The organism is Bacillus sp. ZY-1-1 (assembly GCF_003047165.1).
Taxonomy (GTDB): Bacteria; Bacillota; Bacilli; order Bacillales; family Bacillaceae; genus Bacillus; species Bacillus velezensis.
In genome coordinates, this window is record NZ_CP027061.1 from 3,737,583 (window position 1) to 3,751,742 (window position 14,160).

23 protein-coding genes and 1 pseudogene are annotated in these 14,160 nt (G+C 44.6%); 1 reads left to right on the plus strand and 23 read right to left on the minus strand.

The window, feature by feature from the left end; all coding sequences use genetic code 11:
• Positions 1 to 16: 16 nt before the first annotated feature.
• Positions 17 to 490, plus strand: coding sequence for a DinB family protein (locus C5I45_RS18690; RefSeq protein ID WP_025854066.1), 474 nt, complete (start codon positions 17 to 19; stop codon positions 488 to 490).
• 13 nt (positions 491 to 503) lie between these two features.
• Here C5I45_RS18690 and C5I45_RS18695 read toward each other — a convergent pair whose 3' ends face one another.
• From C5I45_RS18695 to rpsH, 23 genes and pseudogenes are all read right to left on the minus strand, one after another.
• Positions 504 to 1,271: a class I SAM-dependent methyltransferase gene (locus C5I45_RS18695; protein ID WP_003156560.1), complete on the minus strand. Its 768-nt coding sequence runs from the start codon at positions 1,269 to 1,271 to the stop codon at positions 504 to 506.
• Between the two features lie 137 nt (positions 1,272 to 1,408).
• Positions 1,409 to 1,801: a 30S ribosomal protein S9 gene (gene rpsI, locus C5I45_RS18700; RefSeq protein WP_003156557.1), complete on the minus strand. Its 393-nt coding sequence runs from the start codon at positions 1,799 to 1,801 to the stop codon at positions 1,409 to 1,411.
• A gap of 20 nt (positions 1,802 to 1,821) precedes the next feature.
• Complete coding sequence (gene rplM, locus C5I45_RS18705) at positions 1,822 to 2,259, minus strand: 50S ribosomal protein L13 (protein ID WP_003156556.1); 438 nt, start codon at positions 2,257 to 2,259, stop codon at positions 1,822 to 1,824.
• A gap of 159 nt (positions 2,260 to 2,418) precedes the next feature.
• On the minus strand, positions 2,419 to 3,162 hold the full coding sequence (truA, locus tag C5I45_RS18710; RefSeq protein ID WP_015388779.1) for a tRNA pseudouridine(38-40) synthase TruA: 744 nt from the start codon (positions 3,160 to 3,162) through the stop codon (positions 2,419 to 2,421).
• 12 nt (positions 3,163 to 3,174) lie between these two features.
• On the minus strand, positions 3,175 to 3,972 hold the full coding sequence (locus tag C5I45_RS18715) for an energy-coupling factor transporter transmembrane component T family protein (protein WP_014304219.1): 798 nt from the start codon (positions 3,970 to 3,972) through the stop codon (positions 3,175 to 3,177).
• Positions 3,969 to 4,838, minus strand: coding sequence for an energy-coupling factor ABC transporter ATP-binding protein (locus C5I45_RS18720; RefSeq protein ID WP_107994571.1), 870 nt, complete (start codon positions 4,836 to 4,838; stop codon positions 3,969 to 3,971). Before C5I45_RS18720 ends, C5I45_RS18715 begins: the two co-directional genes overlap by 4 nt.
• Positions 4,814 to 5,659 (minus strand): energy-coupling factor ABC transporter ATP-binding protein, encoded by an 846-nt coding sequence (locus C5I45_RS18725; RefSeq protein ID WP_003156551.1) that lies wholly within the window; start codon positions 5,657 to 5,659, stop codon positions 4,814 to 4,816. Before C5I45_RS18725 ends, C5I45_RS18720 begins: the two co-directional genes overlap by 25 nt.
• Before the next feature lie 131 nt (positions 5,660 to 5,790).
• A complete protein-coding gene (gene rplQ, locus C5I45_RS18730; protein ID WP_003156550.1) occupies positions 5,791 to 6,153 on the minus strand; it encodes a 50S ribosomal protein L17 in 363 nt (120 codons plus the stop codon).
• 77 nt (positions 6,154 to 6,230) lie between these two features.
• On the minus strand, positions 6,231 to 7,175 hold the full coding sequence (locus C5I45_RS18735; RefSeq protein WP_003156549.1) for a DNA-directed RNA polymerase subunit alpha: 945 nt from the start codon (positions 7,173 to 7,175) through the stop codon (positions 6,231 to 6,233).
• 176 nt (positions 7,176 to 7,351) lie between these two features.
• Entirely contained in the window at positions 7,352 to 7,747 is a 396-nt protein-coding gene (rpsK, locus tag C5I45_RS18740; RefSeq protein ID WP_003156547.1) for a 30S ribosomal protein S11, read from the minus strand.
• 20 nt (positions 7,748 to 7,767) lie between these two features.
• A complete protein-coding gene (gene rpsM, locus C5I45_RS18745) occupies positions 7,768 to 8,133 on the minus strand; it encodes a 30S ribosomal protein S13 (protein ID WP_003156545.1) in 366 nt (121 codons plus the stop codon).
• A gap of 22 nt (positions 8,134 to 8,155) precedes the next feature.
• Positions 8,156 to 8,269, minus strand: coding sequence for a 50S ribosomal protein L36 (rpmJ, locus tag C5I45_RS18750; protein WP_003156543.1), 114 nt, complete (start codon positions 8,267 to 8,269; stop codon positions 8,156 to 8,158).
• A 33-nt stretch (positions 8,270 to 8,302) separates the two neighbouring features.
• Positions 8,303 to 8,521: a translation initiation factor IF-1 gene (gene infA / locus C5I45_RS18755; protein ID WP_003156508.1), complete on the minus strand. Its 219-nt coding sequence runs from the start codon at positions 8,519 to 8,521 to the stop codon at positions 8,303 to 8,305.
• A pseudogene (locus tag C5I45_RS20035) lies at positions 8,499 to 8,781 on the minus strand (KOW domain-containing RNA-binding protein). The gene infA and the pseudogene C5I45_RS20035 overlap by 23 nt, the downstream one beginning before the upstream one ends.
• A 64-nt stretch (positions 8,782 to 8,845) precedes the next feature.
• A complete protein-coding gene (map, locus tag C5I45_RS18765) occupies positions 8,846 to 9,592 on the minus strand; it encodes a type I methionyl aminopeptidase (protein WP_003156505.1) in 747 nt (248 codons plus the stop codon).
• A complete protein-coding gene (locus C5I45_RS18770; RefSeq protein WP_007410407.1) occupies positions 9,589 to 10,242 on the minus strand; it encodes an adenylate kinase in 654 nt (217 codons plus the stop codon). Before C5I45_RS18770 ends, map begins: the two co-directional genes overlap by 4 nt.
• 51 nt (positions 10,243 to 10,293) lie before the next feature.
• Positions 10,294 to 11,589, minus strand: coding sequence for a preprotein translocase subunit SecY (secY, locus tag C5I45_RS18775; RefSeq protein WP_003156501.1), 1,296 nt, complete (start codon positions 11,587 to 11,589; stop codon positions 10,294 to 10,296).
• Between the two features lies 1 nt (position 11,590).
• A complete protein-coding gene (gene rplO, locus C5I45_RS18780) occupies positions 11,591 to 12,031 on the minus strand; it encodes a 50S ribosomal protein L15 (protein WP_003156499.1) in 441 nt (146 codons plus the stop codon).
• 30 nt (positions 12,032 to 12,061) lie between these two features.
• Complete coding sequence (gene rpmD / locus C5I45_RS18785) at positions 12,062 to 12,241, minus strand: 50S ribosomal protein L30 (RefSeq protein WP_003156497.1); 180 nt, start codon at positions 12,239 to 12,241, stop codon at positions 12,062 to 12,064.
• Between the two features lie 13 nt (positions 12,242 to 12,254).
• Positions 12,255 to 12,755, minus strand: a complete 501-nt coding sequence (gene rpsE, locus C5I45_RS18790) for a 30S ribosomal protein S5 (RefSeq protein ID WP_003156493.1) — start codon at positions 12,753 to 12,755, stop codon at positions 12,255 to 12,257.
• Positions 12,756 to 12,779: 24 nt separating this feature from the next.
• Positions 12,780 to 13,142 carry a 50S ribosomal protein L18 gene (gene rplR, locus C5I45_RS18795; protein WP_003156492.1) on the minus strand — a complete coding sequence of 121 codons (363 nt, stop codon included), beginning with the start codon at positions 13,140 to 13,142 and terminating at the stop codon, positions 12,780 to 12,782.
• Between the two features lie 34 nt (positions 13,143 to 13,176).
• Positions 13,177 to 13,716, minus strand: a complete 540-nt coding sequence (rplF, locus tag C5I45_RS18800) for a 50S ribosomal protein L6 (protein WP_003156490.1) — start codon at positions 13,714 to 13,716, stop codon at positions 13,177 to 13,179.
• Positions 13,717 to 13,746: 30 nt separating this feature from the next.
• Positions 13,747 to 14,145, minus strand: coding sequence for a 30S ribosomal protein S8 (rpsH, locus tag C5I45_RS18805; RefSeq protein WP_003156489.1), 399 nt, complete (start codon positions 14,143 to 14,145; stop codon positions 13,747 to 13,749).
• Between the last annotated feature and the right edge of the window lie 15 nt (positions 14,146 to 14,160).

Below are 14,160 nucleotides of genomic sequence, written 5' to 3' on the forward strand. Positions count from 1 at the left end.
GAGCTGAGGTGACGTGATGAAAAAGCTGTTTCAATACAATTGGACGGTGCGTGACGAGTGGTTTATGATATGTGAAAAGCTGAGCCGGGAGGAACTGACGAAAACCCGGACTGGCGGAATGGAGAGCATCTTGCGGACTTTATTTCATATCATTGATGTCGAGATCAGCTGGGCTCGTGCCATTTTAGGTAAAGATGATGTTTTACCCGCTGAGTCTGACTATACGAGCATTCAGGATCTCAGAAAGCTGTCTGAACAGTATCGGGAGGATGTCATTCATGCGGTCTCCCGCAAAGGGGCGGATCTTGTTAAGTCGGACTGGATGGACCAAACCTTTCCTAAAGAAGATATTCTCCGCCACATCCTTGCGCATGAGATTCACCACATGGGACAACTGTCGGTTTGGGCCAGAGAAATTGGAATAGAACCGGTTTCGGCTAATGTGATCAGCCGTCCGCAGGAAAAAGCCGCAAAAAAACAGCACCTCTGACGGGATGCCGTTTTTATATTTTAATGCTTCTTGTTACGGAGTATGTATTAATGTATTCATCCAGCACGAGGCCGCCTTTGTCCTCGTAAAAACCGGCAACCATAAAGCCTGCGTCAATCTGACCTTTAATTTGATCCTCCAGCGTATGGCCGAATTCAAGCGCTTCATGATTATCAATAAGTTCCTTTACCTTTTTCTTACTCAGATCTTTTTCATCCGAAAACGGAATGGAATACTTTACTTTTAGTACGCCTTCCTGCTCTAAATCCATATCAAATAAGAACACGACGGGATTTACAAAACCGGAGACTAAAGACCCGCCTTTTTTCAATACGCGATGAGCTTCTTTCCATACCGGAAGAACCGTATCAACAAAGCAATTCGATACCGGGTGCACGATAAAATCAAATGTCTCATCATCAAAACAGCTCAGATCATTCATGCTGCCTTTGACAGTCCGAAGCGTAAGACCGTCCCGCTCGGCTACCATTCTGTCTTGCGCAAGCTGTTTTTCCGAATTGTCAAAGATGGTGACGTCCGCTCCTGCAGCAGCAAGGACCGGCCCTTGCTGTCCTCCTCCTGAAGCGAGACAAAGAACCTTCAGACCGTCTATGGGCGGAAACCAATCCGCCGGCACATCTTTTCCGGGGGTCATTCTGATGCTCCAATTGCCTTTTTTCGCTTCACCAATTGTATGAGAATCAACCGCAACCGTCCATTCATTGCCTGTTTCGACTTTTTTATCCCATGCCTTGCTGTTATGTATGACTAACTTATTCATTATAACTGCGCTCCTTATTGGTAATGAATAGAGTATAACAAACAATTCTAGAAAAACATCGGATAACCTCTTCGATATGAGAAAAAAATACAAAAAAACCACAACCAAGAAGTTGTGGTTTTTGCCATCCAAAACGATTAACGTTTTGAGAACTGAGGTGCACGACGAGCGCCTTTAAGACCGTATTTTTTACGTTCTTTCATACGGGCGTCACGAGTCAGAAGACCAGCACGTTTAAGTGTTGCGCGGTATTCTGGATCTGCTTCAAGCAAAGCACGAGCGATACCGTGACGGATTGCTCCAGCTTGACCAGATAAGCCGCCTCCATGTACGTTTACTAAAACATCATAAGTACCAGCTGTTTCAGTTAAAGCTAATGGTTGTTTGATATCTTCGATTAGAGCCGGAGATGGAATGTGCTCGCTGATTTCACGATTATTAACGACGATACGACCTTCTCCTGGAACTAAGCGCACACGCGCTACAGAACTTTTACGACGGCCAGTACCGTAATATTGAACCTGTGCCAAATTGGTAACCTCCTTTTTAATTAACCGCGAAGTTCGTAAACTTCAGGTTTTTGTGCTTCATGTGGATGCTCAGAACCACGGTATACGTTCAATTTCTTGAACATTTGACGACCTAGAGAACCTTTTGGAAGCATGCCTTTGATAGCAAGCTCAAGCATTTTCTCAGGGTAGTTTGTACGCATTTCAAGAGCTGTTCTTGATTTCAGACCGCCTGGGTGCATTGTGTGACGGTAGTAGATTTTATCAGTTAACTTTTTACCAGTTAACTCGATTTTTTCAGCGTTGATGATGATCACATGATCTCCAGTATCAACGTGCGGTGTGTAAGTCGGTTTGTGTTTCCCGCGAAGGATAGATGCAACTTCTGTAGAAAGACGTCCTAAAGTCTTGCCTGCTGCATCAACAACTAACCACTTGCGTTCAATAGTACTTGCGTTAGCCATAGGTGTTGTACGCATTTAATTCCCTCCTAAATGATCTGTCATTTTTTCATAAACTTCTGTTACGTTCTATTTCACAACACAATAAGTTCCGGGGCTTATCGTGGGGTTGAAATACATACCATATGATATCTTATAACTTTATGCAGACTCTGTCAAGAAAATGTTACACCTGGTTTAGTTGTCATAGCAAACGCTCCATAAATACAGCCCGTGCCCCGGTGCGGTGCGCCCCGCGGCTTCGCGATCCTTCGCTTCGAGCATTGCTTTTACATCATCGGGAGAAAATTTTCCAGCTCCTGTATCCAATAACGTTCCGGCAATGATTCTGACCATATTATAGAGAAAACCGTTTCCGGTGATCCGCATCTGCAGGCCGTCTCCGGTCTCAGTCCAATCCAGCTCGTAAATCGTTCTGACCTTATCCTGAACCGCGGTATCAGCCGCGCAAAAGCTTGTGAAATCATGTGTCCCGATGAGGTGCCTTGAAGCTTCCCTCATTTTCTGCACATTAAGCTGATATGCAAAATGGTAAGCGTAATGTCGTTTAAATACGTCCGGGTGTTTCTCCGTATATACAAAGTAGCGATATTCCTTTTGGACTGCGCTAAATCGTGCATGGAACCCATCATCCGCAATCTCTGCTGTTTTGACCGCAATATCATCAGGCAACAGGGCATTGAGCGCAAACGGCCATTTCTCAGCCGGGATGGACAGCGGCGTATCAAAATGAATAACCTGCCCGGCAGCATGAACATCGCTGTCCGTGCGGCCGGATGAGATGACAGGCACCCTGCCGTCCGTTTTATGGATGACGGCCAGCGCTTTTTCCAATTCACTTTGAACGGTCCGCTTTCCAGGCTGAACCTGATATCCGTTAAATAAATGCCCGTCATAAGCAATGGTACATTTCACTCTCATTCAGCAGCACCTCTAACTTCTTAAGAAAAACAATAACACGGCTAATACGATGATGAGCAGAATGGCTCCGGTATCCTTTCCGGTCCAGACGAGCTTTCTGTATTTCGTTCTCCCCTCACCGCCCTGGTAGCCTCTCGCCTCCATGGCGACCGCAAGCTCTTCCGCGCGTTTAAAGGCGCTGACAAACAGCGGGACAAGCAGCGGAACAACCGCTTTGATTCTGTCTTTCACCGGGCCGCTTGTAAAGTCCGCACCCCTCGCCATTTGCGCCTTCATGATTTTATCTGTCTCTTCCATCAATGTCGGGATAAATCGCAATGATATCGACATCATCAATGCGAGTTCGTGTACGGGCAGCTTCACCTTTTTAAAAGGATTCAAGAGCTGCTCCATTCCATCCGTTATTTCAATCGGCGTTGTTGTCAGCGTCAGCAGCGTTGTCATAAAGATAAGGTAAACGAAACGGAGGGAGATAAAAATCCCCTGTATAAGTCCGCCCTCATACACTTTAAACCAGCCAAGCTGAAAAATGACAGATCCTTCATGCGTCATGAAAATGTGTAATAAAAAGGTAAACGCCACAATCCAGATAATCGGCTTAAGCCCTTTCAGCAAAAAGCTGAACGGCACTCGTGTTAAGGCGATCACCCCGAATGTAAACAAACCGAGCAAAGCATACGTTTGTACGTTGTTTGCCAAAAAAACGATACATACAAAAAGAAAGATGCTGACAAGTTTTGTTCGCGGGTCCAATCGGTGAATAAGCGATGATCCGGGAACATACTTTCCGATAATCATGCTGTCCATCATTGGTCCTTTTCCTCCTGAAAGAAAGCCTTAATTTCGCTCGCGGCATCCTGCAGGGTCAGCATGGGTTTTTCATACTTAACTCCGAGAGCCTCCTCAAGCCGTCTCTGAAACTTCACCGACTCAGGAAGATCCAGTCCCATTTCGGCCATCTCTTCACCTTTTACAAACAAGTCACGCGGACTCCCCGTCGCTTTAATGGTGCCTTTGTGCATGACGATCATTTTGTCAGCATAGCGGGCGGCGTCCTCCATGCTGTGGGTGACGAGAACGGTAGTCAGGTTTCCCCGCTGATGAAGCGCATAGAACATGTCCATAATGTCCTGGCGCCCTCTCGGATCAAGACCGGCTGTCGGTTCATCCAAAACCAGCACTTCCGGCTCCATCGCGAGAACGCCGGCAATCGCCACTCTGCGCATCTGGCCGCCGCTGAGCTCAAACGGTGAACGATCCAAAATGTCTTCCGGAAGGCCCACAAGCCCCAGCATTTCTTTTGCTTTCCGTTCAGCGTCTTCTTTTTTTACACCGAAATTCATCGGTCCGAATGCGATGTCCTTCAGCACAGTCTCTTCAAACAGCTGATGTTCGGGAAATTGGAAAACGATTCCGACTTTTTTTCTCAGAGGCTTAAGGTCTTTATTCTTTTTACCGGCTGCCAGAATCGTGCTCCCGAGCTCAAGCTGTCCTTTAGTCGGTTTCAGCAAACCGTTTAAATGCTGCAGGAGCGTCGATTTGCCCGACCCTGTATGTCCGATGACGGCAACGTAGCTGCCCTCTTTTATCACGGCATTGATATCATACAGAGCAAGCCGTTCAAACGGTGTCTTCATTTGATAGCGGTGTTCTACATCTTTGATTTTAATGTCCACAGCTCATTCACCAGCCCTTCCTGAGTCAGATGGTTTTTCGTTAACGCCAGTCCGCTTTCTTTCAAAAGCAGGCTGAGCTGGAATGAGAAAGGCAAATCAAGACCGATGCGAACCAAGTCTTCATTTAATTTAAAAATCTCTTCAGGCGTGCCCTCTGCATATTTCCTGCCGCCGTTCATCACAATGATCCTGTCCGCCCTTGCGGCTTCTTCCAGGTCATGTGTTATCGAAATGACGGTGGCCATGCCCTGATCTTTTAAGCGTCTGACAGTATCAAGGACTTCTTCTCTCCCAATCGGGTCAAGCATGGATGTCGCTTCATCCAAAATCATAATATCAGGACGCGCGGCAATAATTCCCGCGATCGCCACTCTTTGTTTTTGACCTCCGGAGAGATGGTGCGGCTCTTGATCAAGAAAATCCTGCATATTGACTTGTGTGACAGCCCAATCTACTCTCTCAATCATTTCTTCGCGCGGAACACCATTGTTTTCTAAACCAAAAGCCACATCATCGCGAACAGTCGTTCCGACAAATTGGTTATCGGGATTCTGAAAGACCATCCCTATTTTTTTTCGCACATCCCACACGGTATCCTCAGTCAGCTTGATGCCGCCGACATCAATTTCTCCGGCCTCAGGCAAAATCAGCCCGTTCAGCGCTCTGGCCAAAGTCGACTTCCCTGAACCGTTGTGACCTACGATAGCAAGCCATTCTCCTTCATATACCTCCAGACTCACACCGTCCAGCGCCGGTCTTACTGCATCTTTGCGGTAGCGGAATAGAATGTCTTTTACGGATATAAGCTGTTTTTGATCCACGGGCGCCTGACCTCCTCTCAGCTATAGCTCTGCTTTTCTGTCTCATGATAAAAAGTTCTGATATCTAAAAAAAGGGCATAGATCCAGTTAGAAACTGTCCCGCCCTTCTTTAGATACACAAAAATATGTGATTAAACCAATTCGATGATTGCCATTGGTGCACCGTCACCACGGCGAGGACCAAGCTTCATAATACGTGTGTATCCGCCTTGGCGCTCCTCGTAACGAGTTGCAATGTCAGAGAATAATTTTTGAAGTGCATCTTGGTTATTTTCTTCATTAGCAACCTCGTTGCGAATGTATGCAGCAGCTTGACGACGAGCATGCAAGTCACCGCGCTTACCAAGAGTGATCATCTTTTCAACAACAGAGCGAAGTTCTTTCGCACGTGTTTCAGTTGTTTCAATTCTTTCGTTGATGATCAAATCTGTTGTAAGATCACGAAGCATAGCTTTACGCTGTGAACTCGTACGTCCTAGTTTTCTGTATGACATGTGATGTCCCCTCCTTTAATGGAATGCTGTTTCTAATTAAAAAACACACGAAAATCCTAGTTCACATGGAAACTAGATCAATCGTCTTTGCGAAGGCCGAGTCCAAGTTCTTCAAGTTTCGCTTTCACTTCTTCAAGTGATTTGCGTCCCAGGTTGCGAACTTTCATCATATCTTCTTCCGTCTTGTTCGCAAGTTCTTGAACCGTGTTAATGCCCGCACGCTTCAAGCAGTTGTAAGAACGGACAGAAAGATCAAGTTCCTCAATCGTCATTTCAAGAACTTTTTCTTTTTGATCCTCTTCTTTTTCAACCATGATTTCAGCATGCTGAGCTTCGTCAGTTAAACCGACGAATATATTAAGGTGTTCAGTTAAAATCTTTGAACCGAGAGCAATTGCTTCCTTCGGTCCAGTGCTTCCGTCAGTCCAAACATCAAGTGTAAGTTTGTCATAGTTTGCAACCTGGCCTACACGAGTGTTTTCTACCTGATAAGATAAACGAGAAACTGGCGTAAAGATTGAATCGATCGGAATCACGCCGATTGGCTGATCGTCTCTTTTGTTCGAATCAGCAGGTGTATACCCACGTCCTCTTTGTGCAGTAAGGCGAACTCGGAAACTCGCATTCTCACCAAGAGTCGCGATATGAAGATCCGGATTAAGGATTTCAACATCGCTGTCGTGTGTAATATCAGCTGCTGTGACAGTTCCTTCGCCCTGTACATCAATTTCAAGCGTCTTCTCTTCATCAGAGTAGATTTTCAATGCAAGCTTTTTAATGTGCAAGATTATCGTTGTAACATCTTCCACAACGCCTTCGATTGTCGAGAATTCGTGCAGTACACCATCTATCTGGATCGATGTTACAGCGGCACCAGGGAGTGAGGATAAGAGGATACGACGTAAGGAGTTACCCAGAGTTGTACCATATCCACGCTCAAGCGGCTCTACGACAAACTTACCAAATTTGGCATCGTCGCTGATTTCAACCGTTTCGATTTTTGGTTTTTCAATCTCGATCATTACTTAAAACCCTCCTTCAAAACGTCGAAACCTCGAATAGAATCATATGAGATTCCATCCGAAATTCCCCATTGTTTAGTCCCGTATGTGCTCAGGCAACGAGTCGGTGCATTCGTTTCATAAATAACTGTATCATAACCCATTATTGACAGGGACACAAAATCTATACAAACAAATTACACGCGGCGACGTTTTGGTGGACGGCATCCATTATGAGGAACAGGAGTTACGTCTCTGATAGCTGTAACTTCAAGTCCGGCAGCTTGTAAAGCACGGATTGCAGCTTCACGGCCAGAACCTGGTCCTTTAACAGTTACTTCAAGAGTTTTAAGTCCGTGTTCGATTGAACCTTTAGCAGCTGTTTCAGCAGCCATTTGCGCAGCAAAAGGAGTCGATTTACGAGAACCTCTGAATCCTAGAGCTCCGGCACTTGACCAAGAAATAGCATTACCATGAGTATCAGTGATCGTAACGATCGTGTTGTTGAAAGTTGAACGAATATGAGCGATTCCTGACTCAATATTCTTTTTCACGCGACGTTTACGCGTGTTTTGTTTACGAGCAGCAGCCATTGTTTAGGTACCTCCCTTACTTATTTTTTCTTGTTAGCTACAGTACGACGCGGACCTTTACGAGTACGCGCATTGTTTTTAGAGTTTTGTCCGCGAACAGGCAAACCTCTGCGATGGCGGATTCCGCGGTAGCTTCCGATTTCGATCAGACGCTTGATGTTAAGAGAAACTTCACGGCGAAGGTCACCTTCTACTTTCAGTTTGTCAATAACATCACGGATTTTACCAAGTTCTTCTTCAGTAAGATCACGCACACGAGTATCTTCAGAAACACCAGCCTCTTTCAAGACTTGCTGAGCCGTTGTGCGGCCAATTCCGAAGACATATGTTAAAGAAATAACAACACGTTTGTCACGTGGGATATCTACACCAGCAATACGAGCCATTCTCTGGGCACCTCCTTATTAATTATCCTTGTTTTTGTTTATGCTTTGGATTTTCACAGATCACCATTACTTTTCCTTTTCTGCGAATAACTTTACATTTCTCGCAGATTGGTTTAACTGATGGTCTCACTTTCATGTGTTTCCAACCTCCTTCAGTTTCCGGAGTGCTTTATTTGTAACGGTACGTAATCCTGCCACGAGTTAAGTCATATGGAGATAATTCTACCGTAACTTTGTCTCCAGGTAAAATGCGAATGAAGTGCATGCGGATTTTACCAGATACGTGAGCCAAAACCGTATGGCCATTTTCGAGTTCAACTTTGAACATCGCGTTTGGCAGTGTTTCGACAATCGTACCTTCCACTTCAATTACATCGTCTTTCGCCATTCAAGTGTTCTCCCTTCTTCAAATCAGTAACTTGCTCTCTGACAAATTTCAAAAGAGAAAATCTCAGTTATCCGTTTGTCACACGCCCTGTTTCGTTTATACTGTTCTGAACTTCCGGAGATACGCAATCATAAAGGGTGAATGATTGATATTCTTTTTCTAAGGAGAATGAAATGTACGCTTTTCTCCGTCTGCTTTAGTACACGATGATGAATCTTCCTTCCGATGACAGCAGCTAGCCGGTTTTTCTTCCGACCAATTGTAAAACTACAATCTGCCCAGGTGCGGAATGAAAAACATGTGTCATGGAACTCATTTCATCATCTAGACTTTTGTCAGTATATCAAAACCCGTTTCCGTAATCGCAATCGTATGTTCAAAATGAGCACACTTTTTCCCATCTACCGTTACAACCGTCCAGTTATCAGCCAATGTTTTCACATACCGGCTGCCAGCGTTAACCATCGGTTCTATAGCGAGAACCATACCAGGCTTCAGCCTAGGTCCTTTGTTTGGCGGACCGTAATGAGGTATTTGCGGATCCTCATGCAAGTCTTGACCAACACCATGTCCGACATACTCCCTAACAACTGAAAACTGCTCATTTTCGACATACGTTTGTATTGCGTGGGAAATATTCGACAAACGTTCACCTGGTTTTGCTTCCTTCAAGCCTTTATATAAAGACTCCTCTGTCACTTCCAGCAGTCGTTTATCATCATCACTGATGTTTCCTACCGGATATGTCCAAGCAGAGTCACCATGATAACCATTTAATTTAGCACCGATATCAATGCTGATAATGTCACCGTCACGCAAAACCCTTTTACCGGGAATTCCGTGAACGAGTTCTTCATTAACTGATACACAGATGCTCCCGCGAAACCCATTATACCCCTTAAAAGATGGGATTGCACCCTGCTTCTCAATAAAACGTTCGGCAATTTGATCCAATTCTTTTGTCGAGATTCCTGGTTTAATGTGCTTTTTCATCTCTTCATGAGTCAAAGCCACGATTCGCCCTGCTTCCCGCATGATGCTAAGCTCACGAGGGGTCTTACAGATAATCATTTGCTCAATCCTCCAAGAAGCTCTTTCACATCTTTGTACACGTCGTTAATGTCCTGCTGGCCATTGACGTTGACAAGATACCCTTTCTCAGAATAAAAATCGAGTAAAGGCTGAGTCTGCTTCATGTTGACCTCAAGCCGTTTTGAGACGGTTTCCTCATTATCATCTGCCCGTTGATAAAGGTCTCCTCCGTCTTTATCACAAACACCCGGCGTTTTCGGCGGATTGAAAACCAAATGATAGGTTGTGCCGCAAACACTGCAAATTCTGCGTCCAGTCAAACGTTCCATTAAAGAGTCTTTGTCTACTTTAATGTTAATGACATAATCAATCGGCTTGCCGTATTCCTCAAGAATGTTTTCAAGAGCTTCAGCCTGAGCGACTGTTCGCGGAAATCCGTCCAGAAGAAAACCTCTTTCACAATCATCTTTGCCGAGTCTTTCTTTGACAATGCCGATTGTGACTTCGTCCGGTACGAGCTCGCCTTTATCAATATAAGACTTTGCTTCGAGTCCGAGTGGTGTTTCTTCTTTCATAGCAGCACGGAACATATCTCCCGTTGAGATATGAGGTATCCCATAATCCTCAACAATTCGTTCTCCCTGTGTGCCTTTACCGGCTCCAGGAAGTCCCATTAAGACTAAGTTCATTCGGATTTCCCCCGTCCTCTCTTATTTAGAGGAATGGTTAAAACCAGTCCTCTAATTTTTCATAAATCCTCGGTAATTACGTTTCACTAACTGGCTCTCCAGCTGCTTCATTGTCTCCAAGGCTACCCCGACGACAATTAACAATGATGTTCCGCCAATCTGTGCACTTTGAGGCAATCCAGCGAATTGAATGAAAAAGATAGGAAGAATGGAAATCACGGCTAAGAATATAGAACCCACAAACGTAAGTCGATACAAAATGCTCGTAATTCTATCTTGAGTCATTTTCCCTGGACGAACCCCCGGGATATAGCCACCCTGTTTTTTAAGGTTATCAGCCATTTGTTCAGGGTTTACCTGCACAAAAGCATAGAAGTACGTAAAGGCGATAATTAATGCGACATAAACCGTCATGCCCACCGGATGTGTATTGTCAAAGTTGGCTTGAATCCACTTTGTCACATCGTTTTCTCCGAAAAATGACGCGATAGTACGCGGCGTAATAAGGAACGCAACCGCAAAGATTACCGGAATAACCCCTGCCGGATTCACTTTAAGCGGAAGGTGAGTTGACTGGCCTCCGCCAACAGGTGAACGACCTTGCCCTTTTGCATATTGAATCGCGATTTTGCGTACGGCCTGCTGAATGAAAATAACACCAACAATAACGGCCAAAATCGCAATCACCAGTAAAGCGATTTTCACAATATGAATAAACAGCTGATCGCTGCTGCCGACAAATTGAGTCTCATAAATCTGCCCAACAGTTTTCGGAATACTAGCCACAATCCCCGCGAAGATGATGATCGAAATTCCGTTACCTACTCCATTGGAAGTAATTTGTTCTCCCAGCCACATTAAAAAAGCAGTTCCTCCAGTGAGTACTAAAGCAATAATCAGATATGTCGATATGCCGGATTTTTCAATCAGCATACCGTTTGCCAGGTTGTTAAACCCGTAAGACATACCTAATGCCTGGATAAAACCAAGCACAATCGTAAAATATCTCGTGAACTGAGCTAATTTACGGCGGCCGACTTCACCTTGCTTAGACCACTCGGTAAACTTCGGCACAACATCCATCTGAAGCAGCTGAATGATGATCGAAGCAGTGATGTAAGGTGTAATTCCCATCGCAAAAATGGAGAACTGATAAAGCGCACCGCCGCCAAATGTGTTAAGGAGATCAAAAACCCCCATCGAACTTTGTGTCTGCAACGCCTGAGCATTTACATATGGCACAGGGATAAACGCACCTATGCGAAAGACGATAAGCATGAGTAATGTAAAAATGATTTTATTCCGAATATCACTCACACGCATAAAGTTGGAGATTGTCTTAAACAAGTTAGATCACCTCAGCTGTACCGCCAGCAGCTTCAACAGCTTCTTTCGCAGAAGCAGAGAATTTATTGGCTTTTACAGTTAATTTTTTCTCTAATTTACCGTTGCCAAGAATCTTTACTCCTGCATTAAGTTTGCTAATAACACCAGTCTCAAGAAGAAGTTCAGGAGTGACTTCCGTTCCTTCCGCAAAACCGTTCAATTTGTCTACGTTCACAATAGCGTATTCCTTACGGTTGATGTTTGTAAAACCGCGCTTAGGAAGACGTTGGAATAAAGGCATTTGTCCCCCCTCGAATCCAGGGCGTACACCGCCGCCAGAACGAGCGTTTTGACCTTTGTGACCTTTACCAGCTGTTTTACCGTTACCAGAACCAATACCACGACCTACGCGATTGCGTACTTTACGTGAACCTTCTGAAGGCTTTAATTCATGAAGTTTCATTAGGACACCTCCTTAGCCTATAATTTATTTTTATTGTTCTTTAACAGAAACTAGATGAGATACTTTATTAATCATACCGCGGATCGCAGCGTTATCTTCATGAACGACAGTTTGGTTTGTTTTCTTTAAACCAAGTGTTCTTACAGTAACGCGCTGATCTTCCGGGCGACCGATTACACTGCGTTTGAGGGTAATTTCTAATTTAGCCATTAATGTTCCCTCCTTATCCTAACAGTTCTTCTACAGATTTTCCACGAAGCTTCGCAACCTCTTCGGCACGTTTAAGCTCACTTAAACCTTGAAGTGTTGCACGGATCATGTTGATCGGTGTGTTAGAACCTAAAGACTTAGAAAGGATATCAGCAACGCCAGCAAGCTCAAGTACCGCACGTACAGGGCCTCCAGCGATAACTCCAGTACCTTCAGAAGCAGGTTTCAACAAGATATTGCCTGCACCGAAACGTCCGATGATTTCGTGTGGAATCGTAGTTCCAACCATTGGTACTTCAATCAAATTCTTTTTCGCATCTTCAACAGCTTTGCGGATTGCTTCAGGTACTTCTTGTGCTTTACCAGTACCGAAACCTACGTGACCGTTTTTGTCACCGACAACGACTAGAGCTGCGAAACGGAAACGACGACCACCTTTAACAACTTTCGCTACGCGGTTAACCGTAACTAAGCGTTCTTCTAACTCTAATTTGCTTGGGTCAATACGACGCATAATCATGTGTCCCTCCTTTTTTTATTAAAATTTCAGTCCGGCTTCACGAGCTGCATCGGCCAGAGCTTTTACACGTCCATGGTATAAGTATCCGCCGCGGTCAAATACTACGTCAGAAACACCTTTCTCAGAAGCGCGTTTCGCAACGAGTTCACCGACTTTAGCAGCAGCAGCGCTGTCACCAGTGCTTTCCACGTTCAAATCTTTATCGAGAGTAGAGGCACTAGCAAGTGTAACGCCATTTACATCATCGATGATTTGAGCATAAATGTGTTTGTTTGAACGGAACACATTCAGACGAGGTCTTTCAGCTGTGCCTGAAAGTTTAGCACGAACACGGGCATGTCTTTTTTGACGAGCAGCATTTTTGCTAGTTTTCGTAATCATCCTTAGGTCACTCCTTTCTTCACTTTAAGCGGTCTTACTTAGCAGATTTACCTTCTTTACGGCGAACAACTTCACCTTCGTAGCGGATTCCTTTACCTTTGTAAGGCTCTGGAGAACGTACAGCGCGGATGTTAGCAGCGATAGCTCCTACACGCTCTTTGTCTGTACCTTTTACAACTACTTTAGTTTGAGAAGGAACTTCGATTTCGATGCCCTCTTCAGGAACGATCTCAACAGGGTGAGAGTATCCAACGTTTAAAACAAGTTTGTTTCCGGATTTAGCCGCACGATAACCGACACCGACTAATTCCAAACCTCTTTCAAATCCTTTAGATACGCCTTCAACCATGTTTCCAAGCAGACTGCGAGTCGTACCATGCAGCGCACGGTGCTCTTTGTGATCAGAAGGACGAGTAACTGTAAGCACGTTGTCCTCAATTTTGATTTCCATATCAGGATGGAAAGTACGAGTTAATTCTCCTTTTGGTCCTTTTACAGCTACAGTGTTGCCTTCGTTCAGCGTTACTGTAACTCCAGAAGGGATCTCAAGCAGTTTTTTACCTACACGAGACATACTAAAACACCTCCATTCTTGTTAAACTTCTTACCAAACGTATGCTAGAACTTCTCCACCAGCTTGTTTTGCACGGGCTTCTTTGTCCGTTAAAACACCTTGTGATGTAGAAATAATCGCGATTCCAAGACCGTTAAGTACGCGAGGTACTTCATTTGATTTAGCGTATACACGCAAACCTGGTTTGCTGATTCTTTTAAGACCAGTGATAACGCGCTCGTTGTTTTGTCCGTATTTCAAGAAAACGCGGATGATACCTTGTTTGCTGTCTTCTACGAACTCAACGTCACGAATGAAACCTTCACGCTTTAAAATGTCAGCAATTTCTCTTTTCAATTTAGAAGCAGGAATTTCAAGCTTCTCATGACGTACCATGTTTGCATTGCGAATACGAGTCAGCATATCTGCAATTGGATCTGTCATAACCATTATATAATTACCTCC